Annotated in this window: 10 protein-coding genes and 1 pseudogene; 9 read left to right on the top strand and 2 right to left on the bottom strand. The window is 59.1% G+C overall.

Translation table 11 applies throughout. The features are described from left to right. Positions 1 to 74 precede the first annotated feature (74 nt). Entirely contained in the window at positions 75 to 2,921 is a 2,847-nt protein-coding gene (gene rapA / locus ACA073_RS06235) for an RNA polymerase-associated protein RapA (protein ID WP_497402394.1), read from the top strand. A gap of 183 nt (positions 2,922 to 3,104) precedes the next feature. Here rapA and ACA073_RS06230 read toward each other — a convergent pair whose 3' ends face one another. Further along, the gene (locus ACA073_RS06230) at positions 3,105 to 4,454 is read right to left on the bottom strand and encodes a spinster family MFS transporter (RefSeq protein ID WP_497402392.1); all 1,350 of its coding nucleotides are present in this window, start codon (positions 4,452 to 4,454) and stop codon (positions 3,105 to 3,107) included. A gap of 301 nt (positions 4,455 to 4,755) precedes the next feature. On the opposite strand from ACA073_RS06230, the gene ACA073_RS06225 reads away from it, so the two are divergent. The 3 genes and pseudogenes from ACA073_RS06225 (at position 4,756) to ACA073_RS06215 (ending at position 9,987) form a co-directional block, all read left to right on the top strand. Continuing rightward, positions 4,756 to 5,121, top strand: a complete 366-nt coding sequence (locus tag ACA073_RS06225; protein WP_497402391.1) for a YkgJ family cysteine cluster protein — start codon at positions 4,756 to 4,758, stop codon at positions 5,119 to 5,121. Positions 5,122 to 5,273: 152 nt separating this feature from the next. Then, positions 5,274 to 7,552: pseudogene (locus tag ACA073_RS06220) on the top strand (putative bifunctional diguanylate cyclase/phosphodiesterase). Positions 7,553 to 7,791: 239 nt separating this feature from the next. Beyond that, on the top strand, positions 7,792 to 9,987 hold the full coding sequence (locus ACA073_RS06215; protein WP_497402389.1) for a hypothetical protein: 2,196 nt from the start codon (positions 7,792 to 7,794) through the stop codon (positions 9,985 to 9,987). Between the two features lie 310 nt (positions 9,988 to 10,297). Here the strand turns inward: ACA073_RS06215 and ACA073_RS06210 are convergent, their stop codons facing one another. After that, positions 10,298 to 10,603: a DUF2288 domain-containing protein gene (locus ACA073_RS06210; RefSeq protein ID WP_497402387.1), complete on the bottom strand. Its 306-nt coding sequence runs from the start codon at positions 10,601 to 10,603 to the stop codon at positions 10,298 to 10,300. Positions 10,604 to 10,942: 339 nt separating this feature from the next. Between ACA073_RS06210 and ACA073_RS06205 the strand changes: the two genes are divergently transcribed. The 5 genes from ACA073_RS06205 to ACA073_RS06185 all read left to right on the top strand — a co-directional run bounded on the left by ACA073_RS06205 (position 10,943) and on the right by ACA073_RS06185 (position 15,945). After that, entirely contained in the window at positions 10,943 to 12,070 is a 1,128-nt protein-coding gene (locus tag ACA073_RS06205) for a branched-chain amino acid ABC transporter substrate-binding protein (RefSeq protein WP_497402385.1), read from the top strand. 232 nt (positions 12,071 to 12,302) lie between these two features. Next, on the top strand, positions 12,303 to 13,226 hold the full coding sequence (gene livH, locus ACA073_RS06200) for a high-affinity branched-chain amino acid ABC transporter permease LivH (RefSeq protein ID WP_462007204.1): 924 nt from the start codon (positions 12,303 to 12,305) through the stop codon (positions 13,224 to 13,226). Continuing rightward, positions 13,223 to 14,479 (top strand): high-affinity branched-chain amino acid ABC transporter permease LivM, encoded by a 1,257-nt coding sequence (locus ACA073_RS06195; protein ID WP_497402383.1) that lies wholly within the window; start codon positions 13,223 to 13,225, stop codon positions 14,477 to 14,479. The genes livH and ACA073_RS06195 overlap by 4 nt, the downstream gene beginning before the upstream one ends. Further along, positions 14,476 to 15,243 carry a high-affinity branched-chain amino acid ABC transporter ATP-binding protein LivG gene (livG, locus tag ACA073_RS06190; protein ID WP_497402381.1) on the top strand — a complete coding sequence of 256 codons (768 nt, stop codon included), beginning with the start codon at positions 14,476 to 14,478 and terminating at the stop codon, positions 15,241 to 15,243. The genes ACA073_RS06195 and livG overlap by 4 nt, the downstream gene beginning before the upstream one ends. Continuing rightward, positions 15,244 to 15,945 (top strand): ABC transporter ATP-binding protein, encoded by a 702-nt coding sequence (locus tag ACA073_RS06185; protein ID WP_019580929.1) that lies wholly within the window; start codon positions 15,244 to 15,246, stop codon positions 15,943 to 15,945. It begins immediately after the preceding gene. Positions 15,946 to 15,960: the final 15 nt, after the last annotated feature.

The following is a 15,960-nucleotide window of genomic DNA, read 5'->3' as shown; positions in this document are numbered from 1 at the left end:
CGCCGTAAACCTTTTGGTCTCGAGGCCCGATTCCGTTAAGATAGCCCGCTTTTTCAAGGTGGGAGTCAGGCAGCATGGCGCAGCAGTATCAACCGGGGCAACGCTGGATCAGTGACAGCGAAGCCGAGCTGGGTTTGGGCACCGTTCTGGCACAGGACGGCCGCTTGTTGACCGTGCTCTATCCGGCCACTGGCGACACTCGCCAGTACGCGCTACGGAATGCGCCCCTCACCCGCGTGCGTTTTTCGCCGGGTGACTCGATCACTCACTTCGAAGGCTGGAAACTGACCGTCCAGGAAGTCGACGACGTCGACGGCCTGCTGGTCTACCACGGCCTCAACGCGCAGAACGAAGCGGTCACCCTGCCGGAAACCCAGCTGTCGAACTTCATTCAGTTCCGTCTGGCCAGCGACCGTCTGTTTGCCGGGCAGATCGACCCGCTGGCCTGGTTCTCACTGCGTTATCACACGCTTGAACACACCAGCCGCCAGTTGCAGTCCGCGCTCTGGGGCCTGGGTGGCGTACGTGCGCAACCGATCGCGCACCAGTTGCACATCGCCCGTGAAGTCGCCGACCGCATTGCGCCGCGAGTTCTGCTGGCGGACGAAGTGGGTCTGGGCAAGACCATCGAAGCCGGCCTGGTGATCCATCGCCAACTGCTGTCCGGCCGCGCCAACCGCGTGCTGATCCTGGTGCCGGAGAACCTGCAACACCAGTGGCTGGTGGAAATGCGCCGCCGCTTCAACCTGCAAGTCGCGCTGTTCGACGAAGAACGCTTCATCGAAAGCGATGCCGCCAACCCGTTCGAAGACACCCAGCTCGCACTGGTTGCACTGGAATGGCTGGTGGAAGACGAGAAGGCCCAGGACGCGCTGTTCGCCGCCGGCTGGGACCTGATGGTCGTCGACGAGGCCCACCACCTGGTGTGGCACGAAGAGAAGGCCAGCCCGGAATACTCGTTGGTCGAACAACTCGCCGAAGTCATTCCTGGCGTACTGCTGCTGACCGCGACCCCGGAACAACTGGGTCAGGACAGCCACTTCGCGCGTCTGCGCCTGCTCGATCCAAACCGTTTCCATGACCTGCACGCCTTCCGCGCCGAGAGCGAAAACTATCGCCCGGTGGCCGAAGCCGTTCAGGAGCTGCTGGACAAGGGGCGCCTGTCGCCTGAAGCGCACCAGACCATTCACGGTTTCCTCGGCAACGAAGGCGAAGCGCTGCTGACCGCCGTCAACGATGGCGACACCGAAGCCAGCGCCCGTCTGGTTCGCGAACTGCTCGACCGCCACGGCACCGGCCGCGTGCTGTTCCGTAACACCCGCGCCGCCGTGCAGGGTTTCCCGGAACGCAAACTGCACCCGTACCCGCTGCCGTGCCCGGACGAATACCTCGAGCTGCCGCTGGGCGATCACGCCGAGTTGTACCCGGAAGTCAGTTTCCAGGCCCAGCCGGATGCCAACGAAGAAGAACGCTGGTGGAAATTCGACCCGCGTGTCGAGTGGCTGATCGACCAGCTGAAAATGCTCAAGCGCACCAAAGTGCTGGTGATCTGCGCCCACGCCGAAACCGCCATGGACCTGGAAGACGCCCTGCGCGTGCGCTCCGGCATCCCGGCCACGGTGTTCCACGAGGGCATGAACATCCTCGAGCGTGACCGCGCCGCTGCGTACTTCGCCGATGAAGAGTTCGGCGCTCAAGTGCTGATCTGCTCGGAAATCGGCAGTGAAGGTCGCAACTTCCAGTTCTCGCACCACTTGGTACTGTTCGATCTGCCGTCGCACCCGGACCTGCTGGAGCAGCGGATCGGTCGTCTGGACCGGATCGGCCAGAAGCACATCATCGAATTGCACGTGCCGTACCTGGAAACCAGCCCGCAAGAGCGGTTGTTCCAGTGGTACCACGAAGCCCTGAACGCCTTCCTCAACACCTGCCCGACCGGCAACGCCTTACAGCATCAGTTCGGCCCGCGCCTGCTGCCGCTGCTGGAAAATGCCGACGATGGCGAGTGGCAAGCGCTGATCGACGAAGCACGCGCCGAGCGTGAGCGTCTGGAAGCCGAGCTGCACACCGGCCGTGACCGCCTGCTGGAACTCAATTCCGGCGGTGCCGGCGAAGGTGATGCGCTGGTCGAGGACATTCTTGAGCAAGACGATCAATTCGCCCTGCCGATCTATATGGAAACCCTGTTCGACGCCTTCGGCATCGACAGCGAAGACCATTCGGAAAACGCCCTGATCCTCAAGCCGAGTGAAAAAATGCTCGACGCCAGCTTCCCGCTGGGCGACGACGAAGGCGTGACCATCACCTACGACCGCAACCAGGCACTGTCTCGCGAAGATATGCAGTTCATCACCTGGGAACACCCGATGGTGCAGGGCGGCATGGACCTGGTGCTGTCCGGTTCGATGGGCAACACCGCCGTGGCGCTGATCAAGAACAAGGCGTTGAAACCTGGCACCGTGTTGCTGGAATTGCTTTACGTCAGCGAAGTGGTTGCGCCGCGCTCGCTGCAACTGGGCCGTTACCTGCCACCGGCCGCGCTGCGCTGCCTGCTCGATGCCAATGGCAACGACCTGTCGGCCCGGGTGGCGTTCGAAACCCTGAACGATCAACTGGAAAGCGTGCCGCGCGCCAGCGCCAACAAGTTCATCCAGGCCCAGCGCGATCAGCTGACGCCACGGATCAACGCCGGTGAAGAGAAGATCTTCCCGCGTCACGCCGAGCGCGTGGCCGAGGCGCAGCGTCGCCTGGCTGCCGATACCGATGAAGAACTGGCACGCCTGACTGCGTTGCAAGCGGTCAACCCGACCGTACGTGACAGCGAACTGGTTGCCTTGCGCAAACAGCGTGAGCAAGGTCTGGCCATGCTGGACAAGGCTGCGCTTCGACTGGAAGCGATTCGGGTGTTGGTGGCGGGTTAATCGCCCCTGCTCCACTGCTAAAAAAGAAGGCCCGCAGCGATGCGGGCCTTTTTTTCACCCGAATATTTAGGGTGCTACAGATGGCTTCTTCGCGAGCAAGCCCGCTCCCACAGGGTTTCGGGTGAACACAAATTTTGTGAGCAACCGAGATCACTGTGGGAGCGGGCTTGCTCGCGAAGGCGATTATGCAGTCGCCACAGAAACCCCAGGCTCAACCACCGCCACCAACCCTTCCTTCATCCGCTTCGCATCCCGCACAAAACACCGCGACGCCAGAAACAGAAACACCATCGTAAAGAACAGCGCCACCGGGATCAGGTACATCGCGTCATGCAGCCCGACGGCCTTGAACGCTTCGGTCATCTGCTCGGCACCGGCCGCCAGCATGGCCGTGTGCGCAAAGTGATCGGACAAAGCACCCACCACCACCGGCCCCAATCCACCACCGAGCAAATACAACCCGGCAAAGAATAACGCTATGGCGGTCGCCCGCAGGCGCGGTTCGACCACGTCCTGAATCGCCGTGTAAACGCAGGTGTAGAAGTTGTAGGCAAACAACCAGCCGACGCTGAACATCGCCACAAACACCCCGATTTCGATCCGCCCCGCATGCAACGCCCAAGCGGTGCACACCGCCGAGATGATCAGGCTGAATCCCGCAAACAGCAGTCGCCCATTGGCCACGCGCTGGTGAATCTTGTCCGCGACCCAACCACCCAAGGTCAAGCCGAACAGCCCCGTCACACCCACGATGACGCCCGTTGCCACGGCGGCCTCATGCAAAGGCATCAGGAAATAACGCTGCAACATCGGCACCATAAACGAGTTGCAGGCATAGCTGGCGAAGTTGAAACACAGCCCCGCCATGACCAGCCACAGGAATGTCGGCACCGCCAGCACTCGGCGGATCGGCCGGTCCACACGTTCCTGCGAGACCTGCACACTTTCGGCCGCGCCGCGTTTCGGCTCCTTGATGAAAAACATGAAGATCGCCAGGATCAACCCCGGCACTGCCGCGATGAAAAACGGTGCACGCCAGCTGTCGAAGACCTTGACCATCCAGCCGATGGTGAAGAACGCCAGCAACAGTCCCAATGGCAAACCCAGCATGAAAATACCCATCGCGCGCGCACGGCGGTGGGCAGGGAACAAGTCGCCGATCAATGAATTGGCGGCGGGTGCATAACTGGCTTCACCAATACCGACGCCCATGCGCACGATCAGGAAACTCCAGAAACTGCCCACCAGCCCATTAACGGCGGTCAGCCCGCTCCACGCTGCCAGGCCCCAGCCCATCAGTTTGGCGCGTGAGCCGGTATCGGCCATCCGCCCCAAAGGCAGGCCGGCAATCGCGTAGACGATGGTGAATGCAGTCCCGAAGATCCCCAACTGAAAATCGCTGAGGTGCCATTCCATACGGATCGGCTCGATGATGATGGCTGGAATGGTGCGGTCGAAGAAGTTGAACAGATTGGCCAGGAACAGCAGGAACAGAATGCGCCAGGCATTCGTCGCTTGGGTCGAGTTCTGCATGAGTCCGTCTCTTTGATTGTTATTGAGGGCTTCACCGTCTCCGGAACCTGCAATCTAGTCAGGCTCGCCGTAGCTGTCTGTAATGATTCGTAAGGCTGATATCAGCCCATGGCGAGCCCCCGCGCAACGCCCGGCCCCTGAGGACCGCTCAAACCCAGTGTTTAAAGGCCCCAACCCGTTGTTTCAATAGCCATGACAGACGTAGAAAATACTTCCCGCCCCCCCTTCCAAAGCCCGTTGCGAAGCCTAGAATAGCGGCCTTGTCTGCCCCACCGTCCCCCCACCTCCTTGATTATCGCCCATGTCCGAAGCCAGTCCGTGTCTGAATTGCGGTGCCTGCTGTTCTCATTTTCGTGTCTCTTTTTTCTGGGGTGAGTGCACCTCGGCGGGAGGAACGGTGCCCGACGAGCTTGTCGCGCCGATCAGCCCCAGCCGGGTCGCCATGCTCGGCACGGACTGCAAGCCCACCCGTTGCATCGGGCTGGTCGGTGAAGTGGGCAGCACCGTGCAATGCTCGATTTATGACAAGCGCTCCAGCACCTGTCGGGAATTCGACGCCTCGTGGGCCAATGGCGAGGCAAACGTGGATTGCGATGCAGCACGGGCAGCGTTCGGGTTGCCAGCCCTGCTACCCGAGTACGAACTACCCTATGAGCAGATCGCGTAAGGCTTTAGTACCAAAAGCAATAGAACTAATTTCAAAAATTTAAGTGTCAATGTGCTATCACCCCTTGGCACTTTGTACACGGCCTCTATACTCCAGAGCATTCGCCAGCGTTTATTGCGCCGGCCTGGATGACTTAAGGGACGGGGCAAGCGATGGAGTTGCTTGGTTTGCATTTCACGACCCAACTGCCCGAGAGCGGTCAGGTCATACTCAATTGTGCGTATAACCCTTTGTTGGTGTTGCTGGCCTATGTCGTGGCATGTGCGGCCGGCTTTGCCACGCTGGACATGACCGAACGGGTCGGCAATGCACAAAAACCCTCGACCCAACGACTCTGGCGCTGGGTCGGTGCCGGGTGTCTGGCGGGTGGTATCTGGGCCATGCACTTCATCAGCATGCTGGCGCTCCAGGTGCCGATCGAAATTCATTACCAGATGCCTGTCACCCTGACCTCACTGTTGTTCGCGCTGACGGCCTCATGGCTGGCGATGCACACCCTCAGCCATCCTAATGTGAATTTCTGGCAATACCTGCGGGCCGCGGTGTGGATCGGCCTGGGCATCGCGACCATGCACTACGTGGGCATGGCCGCCATGCGTTCGAATGCGACAGCCTATTACCACCCGTTCTGTTTATCCTCTCGATCGTCATCGCCATTGGCGCCAGCCTGGCCGCGTTGTTGATTTCCAGTCATCTGCGCGATGGCAGCGGTGTGTTTCATCAACAGCTCAAATACACCGCCAGCCTGGTGCTCGGAGCGGGCATCGTCAGCATGCACTTCACCGGCATGGCGGCACTCAACCTGGTGCTGCCCGACAACAGCCTCCAGCCGCTGCCCGGCGACAACAATCACCTGCAACTTGGCGTGACGGTGGCAGTGATGACGTTGCTGATTATCGGCAGCAGCATCAGCGCGGCACTGGCGGACAAGAAGCTGCAAATCAAGGAATCCGACCTGCAGCGAGTCAACACCCTGCTCAGTCAACTGGACCAGGCGCGTCAGTCATTGCAACAGGTGGCGCACTACGACGCGTTGACCAACTTGATCAACCGTCGTGGTTTCAACCAGATTTTCGCCGAAAAACTCACTGAGAAGACCACGGAAGGCGGCATGCTGGCGGTGATGTTCCTCGACATCGACCACTTCAAGCGGATCAACGACAGCCTTGGCCATGACGCCGGCGACGAATTGCTCAAGGTCCTGGCCGGCCACATCAAGAGCTCGCTGCGCAGCCACGAAGATGTGGCGGCGCGCTTCGGTGGCGACGAATTCTGCATCCTCATCAGCCTGCGCGATCGCGAAGAGGCACGACACATGGCCCAGAGCATCATGCAGAAAATGAAAGAGCCCATCGAGTTGGCCGGGCGATGCATGGCCATGACTACCAGCATCGGCATCAGTCTGTTTCCGGAAGACGGCAAGACGTGCGAAGAGTTGCTGAAAAACGCCGATCTGGCGCTGTATCAATCCAAGGGCAGTGGCCGCAACGGTCTGAATTTCTTCAGCGCCAACCTGAAAACCCGCGCCACCCTGGAGCTGCAACTGGAGGAAGAACTGCGCAACGCCCTGCGCGACGACAGCGGACTGATGCTCCATTACCAACCGATCTATGACCTGAAGACCGGCGAGGTCAGCAAGCTGGAAGCATTGATTCGTTGGCAACATCCGGTCCACGGATTGCTGGCACCGGATCGGTTCGTCGCCATCGCCGAGGCCAACGGCTTGATCGCCGAACTGGACAATTGGGTGCTGCGCAAAGCCTGTAAGGACCTGAGCGAGCTGTCGCGTCAGGGCTGCGAAGAACTCCATATCGCGGTGAACTGCTCGCCCCTGAATCTTGCGCGCGAGGAACTGGCCGATGAAATCGAGCACGCATTACGGGTCGCCGGGGTGTCGCCGCACCGGCTGGAACTGGAAGTGACCGAGAATGCGCTGATGGGCAACCTCGTCAATACGTTGGTACAACTGAACCAGATCCGTGCCCTGGGTGTGTCGCTGTCGATTGACGAGTTTGGCACCGGTTACTCGTCACTGCCCTACCTCAAGCGCCTGCCACTCAATACGCTGAAGCTCGATCGATCGTTCATCCAGGACATCCCCGAGGCCGCCCAGGACATGGAAATTGTCCAGGCGATTATCGTCATCGCCCACTCCCTGAATTTACAGGTGATCACCGAAGGCGTCGAAACCCCTGAGCAATATGCGTTTCTCGAGCGTAGCGGCTGCGATTTCGTGCAGGGCTACCTGCTCAGTCGTCCGGTGCCGCTGGCGGAGTTGCGTCCGGTGCTGAACGAGATCAACCAACGCAAACACGCGCGTGCCTTCAGCCCTTTGAATCTGGCTTGCGATCAGCTGCACTAGCGTTGACGGGGCCTTTTGCAAATAGCCCTGGCCCATGCAGGCGCATCAGTTGCGCGGCCAATCCGCTGATTGCCGATCCCGGCAAAACCCAACGAAGGCAGCGCTGACATCATTTGGCCTTCTTTTCGATTAAAGATCGCCAAATATTGGCCGATCCATCATGACTAGGGAAAGGATTCCTCCGAGTGATGTTCAGGCCCCCTCCTGACGCTTGGACTAATGACGCGCTAAAAAAGACGCGAGACCCCATCCGTGACGGTTCGACGACAGCAGTCGCCCGACCGACCAGCTCAGGTACATGGCGCACAATGACTTCCAAAAACAATCCGGCCCCTGCGATATCCGATCTGACGCTGAGCCCCGCGGCGAACAGCCCCGCACCGTCGAAGCCATTGACGCCGTCGCGCCCGCTGGCAACTCAGCAATACCTGTACTTCACCGAAACCAACACGGACCGCATCCTCGACAACCTCGACGGCCTGCGCGACATGGTGTTCCCGCGCCCGCCGCACCTGGAAGGCGATAACGAACAGCACAACGATCAGGAATTCCCGTCGGTGTGCCTGATCGGTCTCGGTCGCTGCGGCTCGAACATTGCGCTGGACGTCGCGGAGCTGGTGTACAACGCGCGCAAGTTCTACCTCAACGAATTCAACAACGAAGACCGCCTGTCGCCGGACAAACGCTACGCGGAGAAGGGCTATAGCCCGGCCCAGTGGATTCGCAACAACCTGCGCCTGGGGCAAAACAAGGCCACCAAACCGGTGTTCCTGGTCGAGCCGCTGGTGATGCTCGGCGACCTGGACAAAGACATCGCCGGTCGCATCCGTTTCTCGCGCAAGGGCGAAAAAAGCGGTTTCCTGCGCGACTACAGCAAAATGAAAATCATGGACTTGTCGGAAGTCCACGCCGGTGGCGCCGGTAACGCGCCGATCCTCGGCCAGTACCTGGCCAAGATCATCCTGAACAAGGACACCCAGCGTTTCTCCAGCCCGGACTGGAAGATGATTCACTCGTACCTGATCGACAGCTGCGGCATCAAGGCCAACCAGTCGCGCCTGTATTTCTCGATCTTCAGTGCCGGCGGCGGTACGGGCTCGGGCATGGCCTCGGAGTTCGGTCTGGCCCAGCAGCACTCGTACATGAACAAGACGTTCGACACCAAACCGATGGACGAGCATGACGGCAAGAGCGGTCATTCCTTCGTTTTCGAGCCGATCTTCACCAGCGGCATTTGCGTGCTGCCGAACATTTCCGATCACCGCAGTGAAATGTCCGAGGCGCTGCACATCAACGCCGGTCGCCTGCTGTGCAAATACCTGTCGGAAGAGTGGGACTTCTCCTACAACTTCGCCAATGAAGACAGCAGCGAAGCCAGCGTCATGGGCCGTATCCGCCCATGGAACGCGATGATGCTGATCTCCAACGACATCATGCGTTATGCCGAAGAAAGCGATGACGGCAACATCCAGAACATCGACGTCAACGCGATGGAAAAGCACGCCAACCAGTACATCTCGCAGCAGATCTTCAATATTCTGACCGCGCAGGCAGTCACGACCGACTACGACCAGAACTATTTCCGTCGCGCCGGCATCGACATCGGCGAAACCATTCGCCTCGACGCCAACGACCTGTTCATGAGCCTGGCCGGCCCGGTGGCGATTGCCTACGCCGAATCGGTGGTGCCGGAAACGCCGCCGCCAAGCAGCGACAAGTTCAAGGTGTTCGAAAAAGAGCCGCAACGCCTGAACATCGACGACCTGTTCTTCCGCTCCATTGACCTGCCGCACTTCAACAAGGTCACCCAGGCCATCGAAGGCATCAGCCTGTTGCCGATCGAATCCAAGCGCTATCGCGCCTCGCTGGAGCAGTACAAGAACTCCGGCTATGACGCCGCCGCATTGCACGACCTGCACTTCTTCAAGAACTGCTCGTCGGTGGTGTCGATTGTTTCGCTGCCGAAAGACTACAAACTGTCCTACATGGACCTGAACCGGTTGAAGACCCACCTCAACAGCCTGTTCCCGAACACCACGCTCAAGCGTTATGCGCTGGTGATCGGCGCGTCGGCCAACTTGTCGCTGACCACGTTGATCGCCAAGAGCCCGTGCCTGTCGGACGATTTCCTGACGCTGATCGTCGCGTTCATCAAGCGCTGCTTCGCGAAGAACCCGTACCGCTTCGACGAAACGCTGGATAACTCGATCCTGGACTTCATCATCAATGAAGACTTCGACGAAGACCTGATCGACGAATTGCTCAACGAGTTCGAAAACCCGGCGAAGATCCTCGATACCAACTGGTATGCGATCAAACCGATGTACGAGAAGAAGTACCGCGAGCTGATCAACGACAAGGACAAGTTTGTCTCGATCAATGACATTCGCCTGTCGCGCGATTGCGTGAAGAAGGCGATCAAGTACCTGCGCGAGATCTATCGTCACCGGATCGGCAAGACCAAGGTTATTTCGCTGAATAACCATACGGGCAAGTCCTTCTAAGACCGGCGCGGGACCGCGTCGCCTCCCTTCGCGAGCAAGCCCGCTCCCACATTCGACCGCAATCCCCCTGGAGGAACTCGGTTGAATGTGGGAGCGGGCTTGCTCGCGAAGACGGCGTCAAATACACCACAAATGTCAACATTCAGAAACAATTAAGCGGCCCATCGACCGCTCAATAAACTGTTCCCGTTACGTTTACGTCACCCTCGCCAAGACCCTTCTGTGGCCTTTCTCTACGGCAACATGCCATCACGCTACTCGGCTACACACTTTTGTCCGACAAAATCACGCACTGATTCGGTGCAGGGATTCACTTCGTCGCCCGTTCCTGGATCAGAATCCACGGCGAAACCACCACTGCCCACAACTCCGGATCGCGTTCGAAAAGATCCAGCGCCCGCGTTTCAGACAGCTTGGCGAGCGTGTCGGCAGCCAGCCAGGCAGCCACTTTCTCGCCTTCGTCCGTTGCCACAGCCTCGGCCGCCGCGATCAAGTCCAGACCGGGATCGACCCACAATAGGGCACCCTTGGCGAAGAACGGCTCCAGCTCTTTCCAGGTAATAGATGCGGTTTCACCAAGCAGCTTGGCATAGAGGGTGCTAGGTTCTTGATTCATGGGTCCTGTCCGGAAAAGAAATCGACGTGAATGATAACGTTGGTGGTCCGGCAGAAAAACCCGGATGCAATTGAGTCACCGATTGAAAACTGCAGGAACGCCAAGGATTGCTGGATTTCAGCTCAAACCCCCGCCGCAATTCTGTCTTTTTCTTTCAAAAAAGCGACACCTCCTGAATTTGCCCCCTGGCGCCAGCTTCCCAGGCTAACAATCGGCGCTCTACACTGTACCGGTACAGTTGTCGGGGGCATTTTCCGGAGGATATTCGAAGATATCTGACCCGGTTCTGCTGCTACGGCGCCAGGACTATAAAAACTACAACAGTAAGAGTGGAGCACTATGACTAAGGCTACTAAGCAGATTTCCAAACTGTTTGCCGCTATGGTTCTGGCCGGGGTTGCCAGCCATTCGTTCGCAGCTGACACCATCAAGATCGGCATCGCCGGCCCTAAGACCGGTCCTGTAGCCCAATACGGCGACATGCAGTTCAGTGGCGCCAAAATGGCCATCGAACAAATCAACGCCAAGGGCGGCGTAGACGGCAAGAAACTCGAAGCCGTTGAATACGATGACGCCTGTGATCCAAAACAAGCTGTGGCTGTCGCGAACAAGGTCGTCAACGACGGCGTCAAGTTCGTGGTCGGTCACCTGTGCTCGAGCTCCACTCAACCGGCTTCGGACATCTACGAAGACGAAGGCGTGATCATGATCACCCCGGCCGCCACCAGCCCGGACATCACCACTCGTGGTTACAAAATGGTGTTCCGCACCATCGGTCTGGACAGCGCCCAGGGCCCTGCCGCCGGTAACTACATTGCCGATCACGTAAAACCGAAAATCGTTGCTGTCCTGCACGACAAACAGCAATACGGTGAAGGCATCGCCACCGCCGTGAAGAAAACCCTGGAAGGCAAAGGCGTCAAGGTTGCCGTGTTCGAAGGCATCAACGCCGGCGACAAGGACTTCTCGTCGATCATCCAGAAACTCAAACAAGCCAACGTCGACTTCGTTTACTACGGCGGCTACCACCCTGAGCTGGGTCTGATCCTGCGTCAGGCAGATGAAAAAGGCCTGAAAGCCAAGTTCATGGGTCCGGAAGGCGTGGGTAACGACTCGATCTCGCAGATCGCTCAGAAGGCTTCGGAAGGTCTGCTGGTGACTCTGCCGAAATCCTTCGACCAGGATCCGGCCAACGTCGCCCTGGCTGATGCGTTCAAAGCGAAAAAAGAAGACCCGAGCGGTCCGTTCGTGTTCCCGGCCTACTCGGCTGTGACCGTGATCGCCGACGGCATCAAGGCCGCCAAGTCCGAAGACACTGCCAAAGTGGCTGAAGCCATCCACAAAGGCACCTTCAAGACCCCGACTGGCGACCTGAGCTTCGACGACAAAGGCGACCTGAAGGACTTCAAATTTGTGGTTTACGAGTGGCACTTCGGCAAATCAAAAACTGAAGCTTCGCCTCAGTAAGGCCTTGCCTCACTGACTGCCAATAAAGCCCACGGCGTGCCGTGGGCTTTGTTTTACGAACGTATTGGGCCGCGCTGGCGTGATCCGCCAGCCTCCCCGCCTGAAAATCTCAAAACCGTCATCAGCGGTTCGCTGGCAAACCTCGCGTTCGAAGTGGATGCAGATCCACGGGGCTCGAGCGGGAAAATGACTCCACCAGTGAAATGCGTATCAGGTTTTTAGGAGCGCTGTAATGCCTGACATCTATCACTTCCTCCAACAGCTGGTTAATGGTCTGACCATTGGCAGCACGTATGCCCTGATCGCCATCGGCTATACGATGGTTTACGGCATCATTGGAATGATCAACTTCGCCCACGGCGAGGTGTACATGATTGGCTCCTACGTGGCGTTCATCGCCATCGCCGGGCTGGCCATGCTGGGGCTCGACAGCGTTCCGCTGTTGATCACCGCCGCTTTCCTCGCGACTATCGTCGTGACCAGTGCCTACGGCTACAGCATCGAACGGATCGCCTACCGCCCCTTGCGCGGCAGCAACCGTCTGATCCCGCTGATTTCCGCCATCGGCATGTCGATCTTCCTGCAGAACACGGTTCTGCTGGCGCAAGACTCCAAGGACAAATCCATCGCCAACCTGATCCCCGGCAGCTTCACCTTCGGGCCAGGTGGTGCACATGAAGTGCTGATTTCCTACATGCAAATCGTGGTGTTCGTGGTGACCCTGGTCGCCATGCTCGGCTTGACACTGTTCATCTCCCGCTCTCGACTGGGTCGTGCCTGCCGCGCCTGTGCCGAAGACATCAAGATGGCCAACCTGCTGGGTATCAACACCAACAACATCATCGCCCTGACCTTCGTCATCGGTGCCGCACTGGCAGCCATCGCGGCCGTCTTGCTGAGCATGCAATACGGTGTGATCAATCCAAACGCCGGGTTCCTCGTCGGACTCAAGGCCTTCACCGCAGCGGTGCTTGGCGGTATCGGCAGCATCCCCGGGGCCATGCTCGGCGGGTTGGTATTAGGGGTGGCGGAAGCCTTTGGTGCCGATATCTTCGGCGACCAGTACAAGGACGTCGTGGCTTTCGGCTTGTTGGTTCTGGTTCTGTTGTTCCGGCCGACCGGCATCCTGGGCCGTCCGGAGGTTGAAAAAGTATGACTAGGAATCTTAAACAGGCACTGTTCAGTGCCTTGCTGGTGTGGGCCGTGGCCTACCCGGTACTGGGTCTGAAACTGACCATCGTCGGCATCCACCTCGAAGTGCACGGCACCAGTAACGCCACACTGATCACCATCGCGGTGTGCTCGGTGCTGATGTTCCTGCGCGTGCTGTTTGACCAGCAGATCAGCTCGGCCTGGCGTTCCTCACCCAACATGCCGTTGATCCCGGCGAAGACCAGCCACTTCCTGACCCTGCCGTCCACCCAGCGCTGGATCATCATTGCGTTGATCGTCGGCGCCCTGGTCTGGCCGTTCTTCGGTTCTCGCGGGGCGGTGGATATTGCCACCCTGGTGCTGATCTACGTGATGCTCGGCCTCGGCCTGAACATCGTGGTCGGCCTGGCCGGCCTGCTCGACCTGGGTTACGTCGGATTTTATGCCGTCGGCGCCTACAGCTATGCGCTACTGTCGCATTACTACGGTTTGAGCTTCTGGATCTGTCTGCCGATCGCCGGCCTGATGGCGGCCACCTTCGGCTTCCTGCTCGGCTTCCCGGTACTGCGACTGCGCGGTGACTACCTGGCAATCGTGACGCTGGGCTTCGGTGAAATCATCCGTCTGTTCCTGCGTAACCTCACCGACCTCACGGGCGGCCCGAACGGCATCAGCAACATTGAAAAGCCGACCTTCTTCGGCCTGACGTTCGAGCGTAAAGCTGCCGAAGGCATGCAGACGTTCCACGAATACTTCGGTCTGGCCTACAACTCCATCAACAAGGTGATTTTCCTGTACCTGGTTGCACTGTTGCTGGCTCTGGCTGCGCTGTTCGTGATCAACCGTTTGCTGCGCATGCCGATCGGCCGTGCGTGGGAAGCGTTGCGTGAAGATGAAATCGCCTGCCGTGCCCTGGGGCTCAATCCGACGGTGATCAAACTGTCGGCCTTCACCCTGGGCGCCAGCTTCGCCGGTTTTGCCGGCAGCTTCTTCGCCGCCCGTCAGGGCCTGGTGACGCCGGAGTCCTTCACCTTCATCGAGTCGGCGATCATTCTCGCCATCGTTGTACTGGGTGGCATGGGCTCGCAACTGGGTGTGATCCTGGCCGCCGTGGTGATGATCCTGTTGCCGGAAATGATGCGTGAATTCAGCGAATACCGCATGTTGATGTTCGGCGCCTTGATGGTGCTGATGATGATCTGGCGTCCTCAAGGTCTGCTGCCCATGCAACGTCCTCACATGGAGCTGCGCAAATGAGCCGCGAGATCCTTAAAGTAGACAATTTGAGCATGCGCTTCGGCGGCTTGCTGGCGGTCAACGGCGTAGCCCTGACCGTGAAAGAAAAACAGGTTGTGGCACTGATCGGCCCCAACGGCGCCGGCAAGACCACCGTGTTCAACTGCCTGACCGGTTTCTACAAACCGAGCGGTGGCAGCATCCTGCTGGACGGCGAGCCGATCGAAGGCCTGCCCGGCCACAAGATCGCCCTCAAAGGCGTGGTGCGCACCTTCCAGAACGTGCGGCTGTTCAAGGACATGACCGCGGTCGAGAACCTCTTGATCGCCCAGCACCGTCACCTGAACACCAACTTCCTGGCAGGCCTGTTCAAGACTCCGGGGTTCCGCAAGAGCGAGCGCGAGGCGATGGAATTCGCCGAGTTCTGGCTGGACAAGGTCAACCTCAAGGAGTTTGCCAACCGTCCGGCCGGCACCCTGGCCTACGGTCAGCAACGTCGCCTGGAAATCGCCCGCTGCATGATGACCCGCCCGCGGATCCTCATGCTCGACGAACCGGCCGCCGGCCTGAACCCGAAGGAAACCGAAGACCTCAAGGCGCTGATCAGCATGTTGCGCGAAGAGCACAACGTCACCGTGCTGCTGATCGAACACGACATGAAGCTGGTCATGAGCATTTCCGACCACATCGTCGTGATCAACCAGGGCACGCCTCTGGCCGACGGCACGCCGGAACAGATCCGCGACAATCCTGAAGTGATCAAAGCCTACCTGGGGGAAGCGTAAATGCTGCAATTCGAAAACGTTTCCACCTTCTACGGCAAGATCCAGGCCTTGCACAGCGTCAACGTCGAAGTCCGTCAGGGCGAGATCGTGACCCTGATCGGTGCCAACGGCGCCGGCAAGTCGACCCTGCTGATGACCCTCTGCGGTTCGCCGCAAGCCCACAGCGGCAGCATCCGCTACATGGGCGAAGAGCTCGTCGGCCAGGACTCGTCGCAGATCATGCGTAAAAGCATCGCGGTGGTGCCGGAAGGTCGTCGAGTGTTTGCGCGCCTGACCGTGGAAGAAAACCTCGCCATGGGCGGATTTTTCACCGACAAGGGCGATTATCAGGAACAGATGGACAAGGTTCTCGGACTTTTCCCACGCCTGAAAGAACGCTTCGCCCAGCGCGGCGGCACCATGTCCGGCGGCGAACAGCAGATGCTCGCCATCGGCCGTGCGCTGATGAGCAAGCCCAAGCTGCTGTTGCTCGACGAGCCATCGTTGGGCCTGGCACCGATCATCATCCAGCAGATCTTCGACATCATCGAGCAGCTGCGCAAGGATGGCGTGACGGTGTTCCTCGTGGAGCAGAACGCCAACCAGGCGCTGAAAATCGCTGACCGCGCGTACGTTCTGGAGAACGGCCGGGTGGTGATGCAAGGCACCGGCGAAGCACTGCTGACCGACCCGAAAGTGCGCGAAGCGTACCTTGGTGGTTAAGCCTTTTCGGTAAAC

It is taken from the genome of Pseudomonas sp. LBUM1670 (assembly GCF_059695695.1).
Note: the sequence above shows the minus strand (reverse complement) of the source record. Positions and strands in the feature narration are given on the sequence as shown.